The sequence below is a fragment of the Microvirga massiliensis genome (assembly GCF_001006805.1).
Classification (GTDB): Bacteria; Pseudomonadota; Alphaproteobacteria; order Rhizobiales; family Beijerinckiaceae; genus Microvirga; species Microvirga massiliensis.
The window spans coordinates 262,599-276,138 of record NZ_LN811360.1; the positions used below are offsets into that span (position 1 = coordinate 262,599).

18 protein-coding genes are annotated in these 13,540 nt (G+C 61.8%); 12 read left to right on the top strand and 6 right to left on the bottom strand.

Annotation, left to right across the window (positions count from 1 at the left end; genetic code table 11):
• Nucleotides 1-6 precede the first annotated feature (6 nt).
• Nucleotides 7-546 carry a hypothetical protein gene (locus tag BN1233_RS29335; RefSeq protein WP_046867184.1) on the top strand — a complete coding sequence of 180 codons (540 nt, stop codon included), beginning with the start codon at nt 7-9 and terminating at the stop codon, nt 544-546.
• Nucleotides 547-904: 358 nt separating this feature from the next.
• On the opposite strand, the gene BN1233_RS29340 is transcribed toward BN1233_RS29335, so the two are convergent.
• From BN1233_RS29340 to BN1233_RS43420, 3 genes are all read right to left on the bottom strand, one after another.
• Complete coding sequence (locus tag BN1233_RS29340; protein ID WP_046867185.1) at nt 905-1,417, bottom strand: phasin family protein; 513 nt, start codon at nt 1,415-1,417, stop codon at nt 905-907.
• A gap of 241 nt (nt 1,418-1,658) precedes the next feature.
• Nucleotides 1,659-1,952: a hypothetical protein gene (locus BN1233_RS29345; protein ID WP_046867186.1), complete on the bottom strand. Its 294-nt coding sequence runs from the start codon at nt 1,950-1,952 to the stop codon at nt 1,659-1,661.
• Nucleotides 1,953-2,404: 452 nt separating this feature from the next.
• Nucleotides 2,405-2,773 carry a hypothetical protein gene (locus tag BN1233_RS43420; RefSeq protein ID WP_052763973.1) on the bottom strand — a complete coding sequence of 123 codons (369 nt, stop codon included), beginning with the start codon at nt 2,771-2,773 and terminating at the stop codon, nt 2,405-2,407.
• Nucleotides 2,774-3,247: 474 nt separating this feature from the next.
• On the opposite strand from BN1233_RS43420, the gene BN1233_RS29355 reads away from it, so the two are divergent.
• The 7 genes from BN1233_RS29355 (at nt 3,248) to BN1233_RS29385 (ending at nt 6,340) form a co-directional block, all read left to right on the top strand.
• Nucleotides 3,248-3,508: a hypothetical protein gene (locus tag BN1233_RS29355; protein WP_046867187.1), complete on the top strand. Its 261-nt coding sequence runs from the start codon at nt 3,248-3,250 to the stop codon at nt 3,506-3,508.
• A gap of 149 nt (nt 3,509-3,657) precedes the next feature.
• Complete coding sequence (locus BN1233_RS29360) at nt 3,658-4,170, top strand: hypothetical protein (protein ID WP_046867188.1); 513 nt, start codon at nt 3,658-3,660, stop codon at nt 4,168-4,170.
• Nucleotides 4,171-4,275: 105 nt separating this feature from the next.
• Nucleotides 4,276-4,623 (top strand): hypothetical protein, encoded by a 348-nt coding sequence (locus tag BN1233_RS29365; protein WP_046867189.1) that lies wholly within the window; start codon nt 4,276-4,278, stop codon nt 4,621-4,623.
• A 340-nt stretch (nt 4,624-4,963) separates the two neighbouring features.
• Nucleotides 4,964-5,092: a hypothetical protein gene (locus BN1233_RS50620; RefSeq protein WP_280139492.1), complete on the top strand. Its 129-nt coding sequence runs from the start codon at nt 4,964-4,966 to the stop codon at nt 5,090-5,092.
• Nucleotides 5,089-5,307 carry a hypothetical protein gene (locus BN1233_RS29375; RefSeq protein WP_046867191.1) on the top strand — a complete coding sequence of 73 codons (219 nt, stop codon included), beginning with the start codon at nt 5,089-5,091 and terminating at the stop codon, nt 5,305-5,307. Before BN1233_RS50620 ends, BN1233_RS29375 begins: the two co-directional genes overlap by 4 nt.
• A gap of 246 nt (nt 5,308-5,553) precedes the next feature.
• Nucleotides 5,554-5,787, top strand: a complete 234-nt coding sequence (locus BN1233_RS29380; protein WP_046867192.1) for a hypothetical protein — start codon at nt 5,554-5,556, stop codon at nt 5,785-5,787.
• Nucleotides 5,788-5,839: 52 nt separating this feature from the next.
• Nucleotides 5,840-6,340 carry a hypothetical protein gene (locus tag BN1233_RS29385; RefSeq protein ID WP_046867193.1) on the top strand — a complete coding sequence of 167 codons (501 nt, stop codon included), beginning with the start codon at nt 5,840-5,842 and terminating at the stop codon, nt 6,338-6,340.
• A 92-nt stretch (nt 6,341-6,432) separates the two neighbouring features.
• Here BN1233_RS29385 and BN1233_RS29390 read toward each other — a convergent pair whose 3' ends face one another.
• Complete coding sequence (locus BN1233_RS29390; RefSeq protein ID WP_046867194.1) at nt 6,433-6,654, bottom strand: hypothetical protein; 222 nt, start codon at nt 6,652-6,654, stop codon at nt 6,433-6,435.
• Nucleotides 6,655-7,312: 658 nt separating this feature from the next.
• On the opposite strand from BN1233_RS29390, the gene BN1233_RS29395 reads away from it, so the two are divergent.
• The 3 genes from BN1233_RS29395 to BN1233_RS29400 all read left to right on the top strand — a co-directional run bounded on the left by BN1233_RS29395 (nt 7,313) and on the right by BN1233_RS29400 (nt 9,840).
• On the top strand, nt 7,313-7,588 hold the full coding sequence (locus tag BN1233_RS29395; RefSeq protein ID WP_046867195.1) for a hypothetical protein: 276 nt from the start codon (nt 7,313-7,315) through the stop codon (nt 7,586-7,588).
• Between the two features lie 37 nt (nt 7,589-7,625).
• On the top strand, nt 7,626-7,778 hold the full coding sequence (locus BN1233_RS47410; protein WP_154678311.1) for a hypothetical protein: 153 nt from the start codon (nt 7,626-7,628) through the stop codon (nt 7,776-7,778).
• A gap of 382 nt (nt 7,779-8,160) precedes the next feature.
• On the top strand, nt 8,161-9,840 hold the full coding sequence (locus BN1233_RS29400) for a hypothetical protein (RefSeq protein WP_046867196.1): 1,680 nt from the start codon (nt 8,161-8,163) through the stop codon (nt 9,838-9,840).
• A gap of 574 nt (nt 9,841-10,414) precedes the next feature.
• On the opposite strand, the gene BN1233_RS29405 is transcribed toward BN1233_RS29400, so the two are convergent.
• The gene (locus BN1233_RS29405; protein WP_046867197.1) at nt 10,415-10,870 is read right to left on the bottom strand and encodes a nuclear transport factor 2 family protein; all 456 of its coding nucleotides are present in this window, start codon (nt 10,868-10,870) and stop codon (nt 10,415-10,417) included.
• Nucleotides 10,871-11,049: 179 nt separating this feature from the next.
• Entirely contained in the window at nt 11,050-11,538 is a 489-nt protein-coding gene (locus BN1233_RS29410) for a GNAT family N-acetyltransferase (protein ID WP_046867198.1), read from the bottom strand.
• A 601-nt stretch (nt 11,539-12,139) separates the two neighbouring features.
• Here BN1233_RS29410 and BN1233_RS29415 point away from each other — a divergent pair.
• Nucleotides 12,140-13,540: gamma-glutamyltransferase family protein (locus BN1233_RS29415; protein WP_048710148.1), on the top strand; the 1,401-nt coding region annotated here is incomplete at its 3' end.

A 13,540-nucleotide genomic window follows, 5' to 3' on the forward strand; every position in this document is an offset into this window, starting at 1 on the left:
TAGCTCATGAACGTGCACAACCCCGTTACTTACATCGGGAATGCCCAGGCAATTGAGGACCCGATCAAGGCCCGACTCGAAGCTCATTTCGGAAACGTCACGAACTTCCCCGACGAGGACTCGGGTCGTGATGGATGTCTCTTCCCCGATGGCTCACGCAGCGTCGAGTGCACAAACTGGATGGTCTATGTCCGTCGTCTTCTCGGCAACCGCGTCGAATTCTGCGGTTTCTTCGAAGAGGACAATCCGTCATCGGAAATCGCCCAGGACGTCGGGGGTCATGATTTTGCGGTCGTGGATGGTCGCTACATCGTAGATGGATGGGTCAAGCATGTCGCCGGGCTGGCGGACAGAACTGTCTTCGACATGCACGACCCCAGCGATCACGCTGTCATCCGGAGACTTTACGGCGATCGCGAGCAGTGGAAAGGCGCGGACGACTTAAAGCGCCGGGCGGACAACGAAACTCCAGAGGTTCGTGCGAGGGCCATGCGCGGCATCACGCCTTTCGAGGAGAACGAGGTCAATATCTCACTCGCCGCGTAACCCGTCTTCGATTCTCGAGTTCGGCGCGGCACGGCAGGCCTGATCACCCTCGACCGAGCCTAGTGGCTCCCGCGCCGACCAGAGGCCCCGCCCCAAGCGGGGCCTCTTTCATGACTACCCAAATCATCGCACCTTCCGTTACGTCAACTGTTCCTTAACACGATCAGGCCAATCTGGGCTCGGGTCGGATTCCTCCCCTGACCTGCTGTCTCCAACAGCCAACCCCGCCCGGTTCCTGGCCGGGCGGGGCCCACCATGCGCGGTGGCTCGTGCACCTCGACCGTCACCGCCGTCTCTCCATGAAAGAGAGCGCCCTCTCGGGCGCTCTCGAATCCTAACGTATCGCAGGCGTAGTCAGTCAGGCCGCTTTGCGGCCCCGGCCGTTCGCCTGCTTCGTCTCCGGGTTGATCGTCTGGGCGGCTTCGTTGGCGATCTCGATCGAGCGCTCGGCGATCTGGCGGCTGACATCGATCATGTAGTGCCAGTTGTTGCGCATCAGTTCGCTTTGCACCGCCACGAGGTCCTGCAGCGTCCGGCAGCGCGCCAGCTGCGTGAGCCCCTCGATGTTCTTCTGGAGCCCATGCTGGGACAGCGTCAGCCACTCGCGAGACACCTCCTGGAGGCCGCGCGCCAGCACCGTGCCGGTCTCCGTCAGGGCGCCGAGATTCTCGCTCGCCTGGCGTGTTACCGCTTCGCTTTCCTGACCGGTCACGCCCAGGGCCTGCGTGACCCGTTCAGTCACGCGCCGCACACCGTCCAGACCTATTACCGCAGCCTCCTGCGCAGCGTCTGCTACCGTATTCACGGCCTCACGCCCCGCCTCAGTGGTCTCATTGGCTGCTTGTTTCGTGCTCTTCCGAGAATCCGCCATCGTTTGTTCCTCTACGATTATCTCTGATTCAAGCAGCTGTGATGGCGCTGCTTGCGTAGTCATTCATCACGGCCCTGATTAAACGCCAGGCAACATGGCACATATGCCCCAATACTGACCGACCATTACCCCGTCTGTAGGGAACCCGACAGATCGGAAAGGATGATCTGACGGTAACTTACTGCTCAGGTCTCGGCTCAAGCCGGACCGGAATCTCTTCGGAACCTTCTCGAGCCGCAGCCTACGCAGGATCGGTCCGGCGATCTTCGACTGGATTCTTCGAGAAGCTCACAGACGGTCCGTACCAGGCACGAGCGGCGCGCATCCGGATGTGATCCGCGGCGGCCCGCTCATCTTGATCGCTCGAGAAGGCCTTGACGAGTTCGAGCAGCATCGCGACACGACGGCGGCCCATCGGGTCCAGAGCCGCGAGCGTCTCGTCGAGGCTCACGCCGGCTTGGCCGCGCACGGACGCGGTCTCCGCGATGCCTTCAATGCGAACCTGAAGGCGGATGAGATGACGTACAGTGGTCATGGAAATAAATTTCGGAAGCAATACGCTACGCAAACGAATCGGTGAGCGTGCGTATCCCAGGGCAACAGTGCGGCGATTGCGTGGCGTTTTGCTGTCTCCGCTGAAAGCTCTTGCTGCGCACGACCCTCGTTAACTTTCCGTTAACCAAACGCTCCAATTTTGCGGGGCCACTGCAATGCATGAAGAGGTGAGTTGCATGCCCGATCAGAGATGCCGCGGTAGCGCGCCGTCCCTGACCCGTGAATCACGCGCGATGATCGGCCGGCGACTACACGCCGTTTACTTCCCGCCCGACAACACGCCAATCCCTACCGAGCAAATGGAACTTCTCCTAGCCTTGCGGCGCAAAGAGCGTGAGAGCCGGCGGTCCGAGTGAGCATCGGAGCGAAGCTTGCCTGATCATTCCAGCGCGCCTTCGCAGGGCAGGATTTTAGTCCGGTATCCGCTTCGCGCTATGAGTCAGGATGCGATGCCAAGCAGGGGTCGAGAACCACATGGCGGTCGTCTATCGCCCTGTAGGCACCCCGGAGCGTTGCCCGCTCCCCGATCTTCATTCCGTTATCGGAATAGGTCACGCACATAACCCTGATCCGCGGGGACGAGCAGACAACGAGGTACCAGAGCACGCCGTCGGTCTGGATCAGGGTCAGCGGGCCGCTGACCCATAGGTCGACGCGTCTTTCCGGCGGCTGGAACCCCGCCAAGCTGGCCTCGAGACTCTCGCAACTTGCGATCCCGGTCGGCTCGCGTTCGGCTTCTGCAAGGCCAAGTCGCCCAGCCAGACCACTGTCCTGTGACACGACCGGAGCGGTTGAACCCACCAAGCCTAATGCTACGAGCAGCAGGGCTCTCCTTCGCGGGTTCAGACGGACGTATCGCAATGGCCATCCTCTCGGTGGGTACGGGACCTAAACAGGATTGCGCACCGGCAGAAATGCATGTTCCATCATCGCGCATCCAGCCGCTGGACAATCGCCGCGACGTCGTTGTGTTTCGGCGGCTGGGACTGCGCCAACTGCGGCTCGGCAGATCGTGTTGGGTTGGCATCAGGTTCAAATTTCGCGCGGGACCTCTCCCGGTGAGGGCACTTCCGTCGGAGACGGCACGGGAACGCCCTCGGGGCTGATCCCCGGAGGCTCGGCAGGCGGAATGTTCAAAGGCTCGCTGATGCCAGGAATACCAGGAGGGATGGACGGCTCCGGCGTTGGTGCCGGGACCTGGGGTTCCGGCTCGGACGGGGAGGGTGTATCGGGCATTGTCGCGGTACCTTTCGCTCAGGGCTCCACATAGGGCAGTTGCCGAGACGCGCTACGAGTAATCGGCCCGCTCCCTCATGGGCGTCCTCTGCCTGGCAGTCAGCGAAGCCGCAGGTCCACCAGGTTCTCGTCGTCACCAAGATCGACGGCGACAGTGCCTGCCACATCGCCTATGTGAACGCCAGGCTCGCCAACGCGAACGCCAAGGCGGCCGAGATCGCCGACGCAAAGTCGTTCCGGTGTGGCACCGAACAACCCGAACGGATCGGCAACCCTGCTAAATTCTACGGCCAAGAGTAAAAACCAGACCGCACGAGAAAACCCCGGGAGCCCACAGTGGCGTCGGGGTTTTCTTTTGAGGAACCGCGAAAATCTCGGCTTTGTGTCTCAATCATGCACTCCGGGCTCTTGGACTTGCGCTGCGCCTGTGTCCTGGCCCCAAAAATGGGATGCACACTGCCAGCTATAATGCGAGAGCGAACCTCTTCCTGAAAAATCCCACGATCACGGTGATCATGCTCTACGTCTCGCACGCCACGCGCGAAGCCTCACGGCTCCTCTCCGAGCTGCTCGTCAATTTTCCGATGGACGAGGACGGCCGCAGCGCCTTCGCGAGAGCGTTCCGACTGCGGGTCGAGGAGGGCGGATTCGAGTTGCTCCTCAACGACATTGGCCGCTACGCCCGCGAGGCGAATATCGAGGGCGGCCTCAGCATCGCCGAGGTCGATCTGAATCCCTCCGTTCCAACCTTCGTGGAAGCCTCGATCGAGCGCCTGCTCACGGTCATTCCGGTTGGCGAGCTCCTTGCTGAAGGTTCCAAGGAACTCGCCGAGTTCGAGGCGCGGGTTCGCGAGGAGCTCGCCTACCACTGGCGCCGGCGCCTCGAAGGGGTCGATATGGCCATAGCGGCCAGAAGGGCAGGGGAAGGGGACGAACACGGCGACAGCGATTCGGCTCAGTGATCTCTGGCTCGGTCCGATAATGCAAATCGGATCGGGATCTCCGTCGCCCCGCCCTAAGTGCACGAAATCGGCCGTGCACTGCCCTCACAGATCTCCGGAAAACCAATGCTCGCGGCCCCGCAGACCTTCGATACGAGCTGGATCGGTAGCCTCAGCCTGCTTGAGCAGCAGATTGTTCGCGCCTCCTTGATGCACTCCGTTCATGACCTCGACGACGTGACGGACGACTGCACAAGTGCGAAGGCAGAGCATATGCTCAAGAGCCTGGATGACGCCGTCAATGGCGCCACCCCGACCGAATTCGCCGCGCTGATCCCCGGCGAGGCTCGCCCCGTTCTCTGGGCCTCAATGTGGGCCGCGATCAAAAACGTCCATGCGCCTCAGGACAACCTCACTGAGAGCCAGTGGATCCTCGCTGAGGCCTATCTCGAAGCGCTCACGAAACCCACGTGATCCCGCCATAATCCGGCGCATCCGCCGGAAAGTCCGCCCGGCCAGTTCGAGCCGGTCCTATCGCCACATGCCGCGCATGCGCGCTCCGACGTCGACGCGGACCTGCCGCACAGGTGATCCCGCGCTCTCACCTGCGGGGACGGTTGACCACGCGCGAGTCTCGAAGCGGTGAAGCAGAGACGCCGAGATGAAGCGGGTGCGCGGCGCATAGACGTGCCGGTCGCCGGTGGGGGACTGCTTCGGTGCCCGGGAAAATAGAAAGACCCGCCTGCGAGAGGATTTCAGAAAAATAATCGTTCGATCCCAGATCGATTTCAAATCCCGAGAAGGACGCGCGACCATGAACACCGCCCTCGAGACCTCCCGCAACGAGACGACCTCTACGCAGCGCCCGACGTATTATGCGGGCCTCGACTCGTTCCTCGACATGGTCCGCGGCGCGCCAGAAATCATGATCAATGACCAATGACCGTGCGGGTTCTCAGCGATCCCTACACGGGCGAGCAGGTGGTCCGGAACTACGGTGGTGCTCACTTCTGCCTGCGCCTGCCGAAAGACGTTCCCGTGGCCTCAATCGGTGACATCGTGCGAACCGTCCTCGCGGAGAAGGAAAAGGCCTACCAGATGGGACGGACCGAGGAGCGCACCCGCACGGTCGCGAATTTCTCCTCGACAGCGCACTAAGCTCCCGGTCCCGAGATTAACCCGCCTCTGGCGGGTTTTTCTTTGGCCATTCGTCCAAACCCCAGACCAGGATCTCTCAAGCATCTGCGTCGGATTCTAGCGCTTCGGCCACGACAGGAACTGCAGCATCTCAAATCACGGGTCCGAACGGGTGTCCCGCCGTCCTTCGACCGTCCCTCAGAGGATTTCACCGGCAGAAGGTGAGCGAACCCTGACGGCTTCCAAATCCCAAACAAGGACACAGAGATGCCCACCCGGTCGATCCGCCCCACGATTGCTTTTCGCGTCCCCGCCGAAGCCCGTCGGCATCAAGAGTCCCTGGGCCTGATTTCGCTCCTCGTGATCCTGGCGTCCGGCCTCGTCGCCACAGGATCGATCGGCATCGCCTTCATCTCCGGAGCCGCCTCGATCGGCGGCATCGTCGTCGCCCTGCTGCTGCTCCTCAGCGTCCTCGTGGTCAACGCGCTCGCCAGCCAGTGAGCGCTCCGCACTCGCCTTCGCCCCATCAGTCTTGCGTCAAGGAATAATGGCCATGGCCAACATCGCTTTCGAGAGCGTTCACGAGTTCGCTGCGCTGCGTCGCCACGTCATCCTCTCTGCCGAGGACCGGGCTCCGACCGCTGTCCGGCCGAGCGCACTGAGCATCGCCGGAACACTCCTGATGCACGCCAGCTTCGGCTCGATCGTCGCCGCCTTCGTCTGGGCCGGCTTCGGATACCCTCTCTTCGGCATCTCCGCTTTCACGGGCCTATTCGGTGCGATCGCAATCGCCTTCGTGTTCGCCTTTGCCGCCATTGTGATCGAGCCGGATGCCGACGGCGCCTTCGACTGGCAGATGCCAGGAGCGACGATCCTCGAGAAGGTCTGCGGCTACGTGGGAAAGGTCTTCAGCTGCATTCTCGGCGCAGTCCTGACGCCAGCCTTTCTCCTTGTGTTTACGATGCCCGCCGACGCATTCGCGGGTCTCGTCATGCTGCTCGTGCTCGCGGTGGCCAATCTGGCCAAGGCCCGCATGCGGTCGCGCCCAATGTGAACACAAACCCGCCTCACGGCGGGTTTGTTTTGGTCGCGTACCAAAATTCCATCATGGACAGCCGAAGTGCGAAGGAGAGATCTATCGTCTTCTCAACGGTTGCTGCCGAACCGCTGCGCGATCTCGACTTCGAGCCGGTCGGTGAACCGGCTGCCATTGCGAGCAATGTAGCCAGCAACCTCTTGCTCGGCCTTGCGCCGATTCGACTCGGCAATCGCATCGACGATCCTCAGGATGAGGTTGCGCCGTGGCGGCCGAACAGCGCGAGGAGGAGAAGCGCGTGAGAACGCATCGAAACGGGCGACGAACGGCATGGGTGATCTCCTGTAAAGACACCGATGCCCTCGGGCGTTTCCCGTGCGTATTGAAGTCAGTGTGAATGCGTTCGCGCCATCGCGGGATACCGATCAGCACATACGACCTATGTTCCGGCCTCATGGAACAATCTCAGGTCGGCCATGAATGGACGATCTCGCCTTCGCCGAGTTCAGTGTGACTGCCATTCAGGCAGTTTTTCCGGTGTCCGCGGTCAGGCTGGTCCACACCCGTGGCAAACATGCGTCTTGCGTTCTTGTGCGACGCACCATATGTCCAGCGCGTGACGCGCGATTGACGTCGCGTGTCACTGCCCTTCTTGGGCGTTTCCTCCCTAAACTTCGGGCCGCCTCCCAGGCGGCCTTTTTTCTGTCACGCTAAGAGGCCATATCTCCCGCCCGGTTGCAAGGCGATTCGGCAAGGCATCACGACGTGCGGAGACATTCGCTTATAGGCCTCAAGCCACCGTGGCACCGACATGGCTCACGGTTGGATCCGGTTGTAACCGGCGTGGCCCACTCATACCTCCCCTGACGAAACAAGAACGAGTCGACCCTCTCCCCGCAGATCGTCGCGATGTGCCGCGATTTGGACGCGTTCACAAAAACGTCGTGCGGTGAGGGCAGGTCGTCCAATTGCGCAAGAGAAACGAGACCCATGACACCCAACGGTTTGTCTGGCCTCAACAAGGCCTTTGACCCGGACACGACGCGTCTTCTCGCCTCTGCCTTCGAGAGTGCGTTAAGTTCCCTGGACGCCGCGGACGCCGAACAGCTCAGTGCCCATTCGATCCGTCAGATCGTCGCGAAGAGCATCGTCGACGAGGCGCTCCGTGGAGTGCGAGATATGACTCGCCTTGTGGAAAGGGCGCTCATCAACCTAAGGAATCAGTCGAGCCCGAGTGACGGCACCGCCCTGCTGAACCGGTGCTAAGGGATCATCAAACTCCGGACGTTCTCAGCGAGGTTCCATGTCTCTTCATCAGCCCGCTGGGCACCCTACGGTGTCGCCCTACATCATGGTCGATGGTGCGCAGAGCGTCATCGACTTCGTCATCGACGTGCTCGGTGGCTATGGTCTACGCTCTACTGTTGGCGTGACCCGGAACGGACCTTGCACCTGACCAAAGACAGATCCCTGGGCAGACGCCGAGCGCACGCCAACGTCGCGAGCAGCGGTCTCTACTGGCGATCGGAACTATCCGCACCGACGAGCATCGCGTGACGCTCCAGATCTATCGGCCCGAAAGTCGGTGCCTGCGTGCAACGTTCATGTAGGCAGTTTGGAGGGTGTTGGGGCATCCATCCGGAGTAATCATTGATCTTTGAAAAGGTTGAAGCATCCATCCGGTGTAGTCGTTGACCCAAGAAAAGGTTGTGCAACTATCGTGTTGACCCGCCATTTCAGGCGAGGGAGGCATTGCCATGGCCCAACATATTTTGCTCAAGAGTATGTTAAGTTCGGCGTTTGCTCTAACCACTGTTGCTGCGGAAGCTCAGCAGGCGATGCAGAGTGCGCAGTGCGCTGTCGAGAGTCGCACAGGCCAGCTCAGAGCGGATCTGCGGCGCACCGTGGTCATCACGGATCCGGAGGTGTTCCAGAATGATGCGTTTTCGCTGGAGAGGACGCTCGGCGCAATCCTCACGTCTGCGGTCAAGGAGAACCCTCAGGACGCCGCTGCCACCGAGGCTCAGAAGAAGCTGGTCAACACGCCCGCCGAGCGGATCTCGTTGCTGACGAGCATGATCCGGAGCTTCCGCGTGGCGGACCGGGTCAACCCCGACAGCAAAGTCGCAATGCCGGCCAGGCTGCGTCCCAACGAAGCTGCTCTTGATCCTCTGAAGCTTCTCACACCGCAGGATGCAGACGGGATGCGCCCGGTTGGCCTGTTCAACCGCCTCGACTTAGCCCCCGCGAACTTCAAATATTGTGGCGAGCATCGCATCGTTTACGCGAAGGGAGACCCGGTCGGGCCGACCAATCGGTTCCTCCTCATCTTCGAAGCCGCGGTCGACAATCCTGACCCGCAGAACCGACCTGAGGGCTGCCTTGGGATTGCGCAGTTCTGGGACAGCCTCAAAGGCAAGACCGGGCAGCAACTCAGGACCGCGCTCGAGAAATTCTACTACGAGGGCGACACGAACGGCGATGGGACGCCGGACATCCAGCCGGTCGTTCATCACCAGCATTTCGGGCTTCCATTCGGACAGGTTCGGGGCAATCTGTTCGTGACGGGTGGTGACGTCGCCAACAATCCATGGATGCTGCGTGAGTGGCGCGTTAGTGTCAGCCCCGACGGAAGCGCGGTATTTGTCCCCGATACCGTGAAGGCCAACCCGCATCCGGCGCTGTATGGCACGGCCGCAGCCAACGAGGTGGAAGGTTTCGGCGACCTCCGGTTCGACTTCCAGGACGACTTTGTTCGCGTCCATGTGCGCGAGCTGATAGAGCAGGACCTCCAAGCCCAACGGGAAGGCAAGACACCGACTCCCACTGAGCTCTTTGCCGGCGTCGGAGCGCGCTTTTCCAATCGGTTCAACACGTTCGAGAGCGTCTCGCAGGGTGAGGGAGACGACCCCCTGAAGCGGGCGGAAAACACCGGTCTACCCGCTGGGATCGATACAGAGCTGAAGAACTTCAAGCTTCCACAAGGCTCAACCTTGACGGCGCAGCACATCCTGGCGCGAGCCGGGGCGGTGAGTTGTGGGGGCTGTCACCAGTTCTCGGTTGGCCAGGAGATCGCACCGAATGTCAAATGGCCAGCAACGACCTCCGGCCGCTTCACTCATGTGACCGAGAAGAGGGAGCTGTCGGAAGCCTTGGAAAAGCATTTTCTCCCAGCGCGGTGCGAGAACCTCAATAACTTCCTGAAACAGGTTGCCCCCACGACGATTACCGTCGCTTCGGGCCCGACCACCTCTGTGTCGGCCTCTGCTCAGCGGGCAGCCGCCCCAACGCCCAGTCAGCCAGCCCCGACATCACCCGTAGATATGGCTGCGTCGGCCACTCAGGGTCCGCCAACGGCAGCCGCGAAAGCCCGGCAGGCACTCACGCGCGTGGCGCCAGCCGAGTCACGCCTTGAGCGCCTCGAAGCGGTTCGTAACCTTGAAGAACAGGTGCAAACGGCTCGGCGTCAGGACCGCCAAGAAGCAGGAGCCTTTATGACGTATCGGCGCCCGCACTGATGGTCGACGCCGAAGCCTGAGGCGCTCTGGCCACGTGAGCCTCCTGCGCCCTCGCTGTGGGAGGTTCTGCTGGGCATCGTAGGCCGCGCCAGCGCACGCCGCCTCCGTATCAGCTATCTAGCGGCTGCCCACGACAGCGAGTAGTAAGTGAGTGTTGGGCTACCGGACACCTGTAATGCATGCGAGCAAGCATTGGCAGTTGCTTCAGGTGAATAATGACCGCTAGTGGCACACTCGGGATCGAAGCCTGAGGGCAGCCATCCTCAGCTAACCAGACATTGCGAAAAGTCCTCGAACTTCACTGCCTGACCCACAGGCGACATTGGTCGATCTCAGACATACGGCTCGTGTACGATACAAACCTAGCAGTGAGGTTGGCAGCGGTGGCTCCCCAAGTGTTCTTGAATATTCATGCTCACACCGAGCGTGCCAATGAAGCCATATAGACTGACACTGTACTGGCTCTCCGCCTCAAACGTCGATGAAAGCCTTCGAATACGATCAAAAGAAACACTATTCGTTTCTATAATCGGGCTTCTGCGAACCGCGTGCCTCGCAAACGAGGCACGTCAGATCACTGCATCGGCGCCGGAATCGGCAGAACACTCGAGATCTTCCAGCCCTGAGGCGTCTTGACCAGGGTCTGGTTCATGAGGAAGCGAGCGGGCTGGGCGGTCTGGCCGGCCGGAGCGATCATGAAGGTGATCGGGACATAGAGCTGGGCCACGCCTGGCTGGAGCTCGATTACCTTGAGTTCGTCGGTTTTGGAATCGAGCGACCATGTGCCCTGATACAGCGCCTCGAACCGCTTGAGAGCGGCCTCGCGGCCCCAGATCGGCGCACCCCGGGTGATCCAGAGGAACTCAGAAGAATCGAGCAGCATGTCGCCCACGGCCTTCAGGTCATGGGCGTTCTGGGCTGCGACGAACTTGCTGAACTGTGCCTTCACTTCGTCCTCGGCTCCGGCCTGAACGGAACCGGCGTAGGCCATGAGAACCGCCGCGAGTGCGCTGCGTGAGCCTGTCCACATGGGAGTGTCCTCCGCCGTCAGCCTCACAACGCACTTTAATACCCGACTGAAGACATCCCCAGATCACAATAGGCCGTAACCGGTATCATCCGCCTGGGGGTCTGACATGGGTCAGTTGGGTCTCATAATCGCGCTTCTGCGAAATTGCGCGGACAATTTTCAAGCGCACGCGAGCGACTTCATCGAATCCTAAACTCGATCCGGTTGGGCCGAGGGCCTGGACGCCCTGTTGCGTAGAAGCCGGTCTTGGTCAGCAGCCGGATGGATGCAGCATTGTCAGGTCGACATTCGGCAAAGATCGGACGACGAGCCAGCGCAGGGTCAGCGGCAATCTGATCCAGCGTTCCCCAGAGCGCCTCCGACGCATAGCCCTTGCCTTGGTAATCGACCCCGAACCAGTAGCCGACCTCGATGGACCCATCCGGGTGATCAATCATGCCCATGGTGCCGATCAACGTTCCAGCGGGGAGCCGCACCGCGAAGAAGTATTCCTTGGTGTCGTTCTGGCTGGCGATGAGGGCCTCCGCCTTCTCCAAGGGGAAGCCGCCCTCCATGAAGGCCATCCACTGGCTCACGGCTGGGGTGTCGCTGATCCTTGCCAGCTCGGAGGCATTCTCGATCCGCAATTGACGGATCGCCAGGCGCTCGGATGTGAATGGCTTCAGCATGCGTCCACCCTCCGACTGATCCACTTTGTATCGTCAATTCCGGACGCGGTGAGGGCCGGAAAGAGCATTTCATAAACGGCTTACGCGAAATTCCAGCCGGAGAACGGGAATGTCACGTATTGGCACACTCGGGACCTAAGCCTGAGGGCAGCAATTCTCAGCTAACCAGACATTGTGAAAAGTCCTCGAACTTCACTGCCTGACCCCTTGCGGACCAAGGGACTCTCGCGTCATCGAGCTGGCTGTGTTCAGCGCTCGGTGCATCCCATCAGGCCAGATCGGGCTTCGTGCATCGCGTTCCGGCGCTGGGAGCGGAACCGCCGACGTTCAGGAAGGTACGACCACCTATGGGTGAGGCAACTCAACGTATGTAGGAGGAACGCGCGACGACGGGGTGCTCCGGAACTCCTGGAGTGCTGCGTGGTTGTCTCCGCCGCGGATTCCCATGGATCGCGCGCAGGTCTTCGCGGCATGAGCAAACGCGCGGGATGATCGGGGTCGGACGGCTGTAAGGGGTGTTGCTGCCCGCGAGAGGCCGTCGGGCGCACACACTGGCAGCGCTGACCAAGGTTCGCTTCCTTGCGGAGAAGGAGCTGGTCGCATGTGCGTGTCAGACATCACCCAAGACAGAACTTCTTCCGCCGCACGAATGGTTGGGCTGCTGCGCTCGCGCACGATCATGGCCTGCACCCTGCTGGCGGCCGCGCTCTCGCTCGGGAGCCCCGCGACCGGAGCCGAGCGGCCACCGGTGATGGGCCGGAACGCCGGCGTGTCCGCGGGCCATCCCCTGACCACGGCCGCTGCGTTCGAGATCCTCACGCGGGGCGGCAGTGCTTTCGATGCCGGGGTGGCAGCGCTCCTGGTCGGCGGCGTCGTCGAACAGGATCTCTACAGCCTCGGGGGGGAAGCGCTGGTCCTCGTCTATCCCCGCACCAGCGGCAAGGTGGTCTCGATTGTCGGCCAGGGCTGGGCGCCTCGCGGCGCCACCATCGACTGGTACACCTCCCGGGGAAAGAGCCTCGCGGGCGAAGGTCTCGACCCGGCGGTGATCCCCGGCGCGCTCGATGCCGCTCTGACCGTGCTCGAGCGCTGGGGCACCATGAGCTTCGAGCAGGTCGCCGGCCGGGCGATCGAATACGCCGAGCAGGGCTTCCCGCTGCGCCCGCGAACCGCGGAGGCGATCGAGGGCAACCTGAAGTTCTTCGAGAACTGGCCCGACAACCAGCGTTACTGGCTGAAGGCCGACAGGGCGATGTACAAGCCCGGCGAGACGATCAAGCTGCCCACCCTGGCGCGGACGCTGACGCGGATGGTCGAGGCCGAGCGCGCCGCCGCGAGCCAGGGTCGGGCCGCGGGCATCCGGGCGGCGCGCGATCGCTTCTACAAGGGCGACATCGCGCAGGAGATGGTCGCCTTCCTCAAGGCGCACCAGACGCCGTTCGAGCTCGCCGACTTTGCGGAATTCTACTCGAAGGTCGAGGAGCCGGCGGTCGTCAACTATCGCGGCTACGACGTCTACAAGCACTCCTTCGGAAGCCAGGGACCGGTTCTGTTGCAGACCCTGAACATCCTCGAGACCTTCGATCTCAAGGCGATGGGGCACAACAGCGCCGATTACCTCCACACCCTCGTCGAGGCCCTGAAGCTCGCCTATGCGGATCGGGACACCTACTATGGCGATCCGGAGTTCGTGCAGGTGCCCGCAGAGGGGCTGCTGTCGAAGACGTATGCGGCCGAGCGCGCCAAACTGATCGACCCGAAGCACGCCTCGCGCGCGTTCGTCGCCGGCAATCCGCTGCCCTACGACGCCAAGGTGAAGCAGTGGACCTACTGGGCCGCCAACATCCAGGATGCCTCCAAGCCGGATCAGCCGGCCCCGGAGGCCGAGCCGATCCGCGGGACGCCCACGGGAGCGGCCCCGAACCCGACCGTCACGGGCAAGGCGCCAGGCCCGACAGGTGACTCGACAGGGACCAACAAGGACACGACCCACATCGCGATT

What these genes read in the sequence shown, in the direction of transcription:
- BN1233_RS47410 (WP_154678311.1), top strand. Translation starts at nt 7,626, where the DNA reads ATGTCTCTTCATCAGCCCGCTGGGCACCCTACGGTGTCGCCCTACATC.
- BN1233_RS29395 (WP_046867195.1), top strand. Translation starts at nt 7,313, where the DNA reads ATGACACCCAACGGTTTGTCTGGCCTCAACAAGGCCTTTGACCCGGAC.
- BN1233_RS29390 (WP_046867194.1), bottom strand. Translation starts at nt 6,654, where the DNA reads ATGCCGTTCGTCGCCCGTTTCGATGCGTTCTCACGCGCTTCTCCTCCT.
- BN1233_RS29335 (WP_046867184.1), top strand. Translation starts at nt 7, where the DNA reads ATGAACGTGCACAACCCCGTTACTTACATCGGGAATGCCCAGGCAATT.
- BN1233_RS29345 (WP_046867186.1), bottom strand. Translation starts at nt 1,952, where the DNA reads ATGACCACTGTACGTCATCTCATCCGCCTTCAGGTTCGCATTGAAGGC.
- BN1233_RS29400 (WP_046867196.1), top strand. Translation starts at nt 8,161, where the DNA reads ATGCAGAGTGCGCAGTGCGCTGTCGAGAGTCGCACAGGCCAGCTCAGA.
- BN1233_RS29375 (WP_046867191.1), top strand. Translation starts at nt 5,089, where the DNA reads ATGACCGTGCGGGTTCTCAGCGATCCCTACACGGGCGAGCAGGTGGTC.
- BN1233_RS50620 (WP_280139492.1), top strand. Translation starts at nt 4,964, where the DNA reads ATGAACACCGCCCTCGAGACCTCCCGCAACGAGACGACCTCTACGCAG.
- BN1233_RS29380 (WP_046867192.1), top strand. Translation starts at nt 5,554, where the DNA reads ATGCCCACCCGGTCGATCCGCCCCACGATTGCTTTTCGCGTCCCCGCC.
- BN1233_RS29365 (WP_046867189.1), top strand. Translation starts at nt 4,276, where the DNA reads ATGCTCGCGGCCCCGCAGACCTTCGATACGAGCTGGATCGGTAGCCTC.
- BN1233_RS29405 (WP_046867197.1), bottom strand. Translation starts at nt 10,870, where the DNA reads ATGTGGACAGGCTCACGCAGCGCACTCGCGGCGGTTCTCATGGCCTAC.
- BN1233_RS29410 (WP_046867198.1), bottom strand. Translation starts at nt 11,538, where the DNA reads ATGCTGAAGCCATTCACATCCGAGCGCCTGGCGATCCGTCAATTGCGG.
- BN1233_RS29340 (WP_046867185.1), bottom strand. Translation starts at nt 1,417, where the DNA reads ATGGCGGATTCTCGGAAGAGCACGAAACAAGCAGCCAATGAGACCACT.
- BN1233_RS29360 (WP_046867188.1), top strand. Translation starts at nt 3,658, where the DNA reads ATGCACACTGCCAGCTATAATGCGAGAGCGAACCTCTTCCTGAAAAAT.
- BN1233_RS29385 (WP_046867193.1), top strand. Translation starts at nt 5,840, where the DNA reads ATGGCCAACATCGCTTTCGAGAGCGTTCACGAGTTCGCTGCGCTGCGT.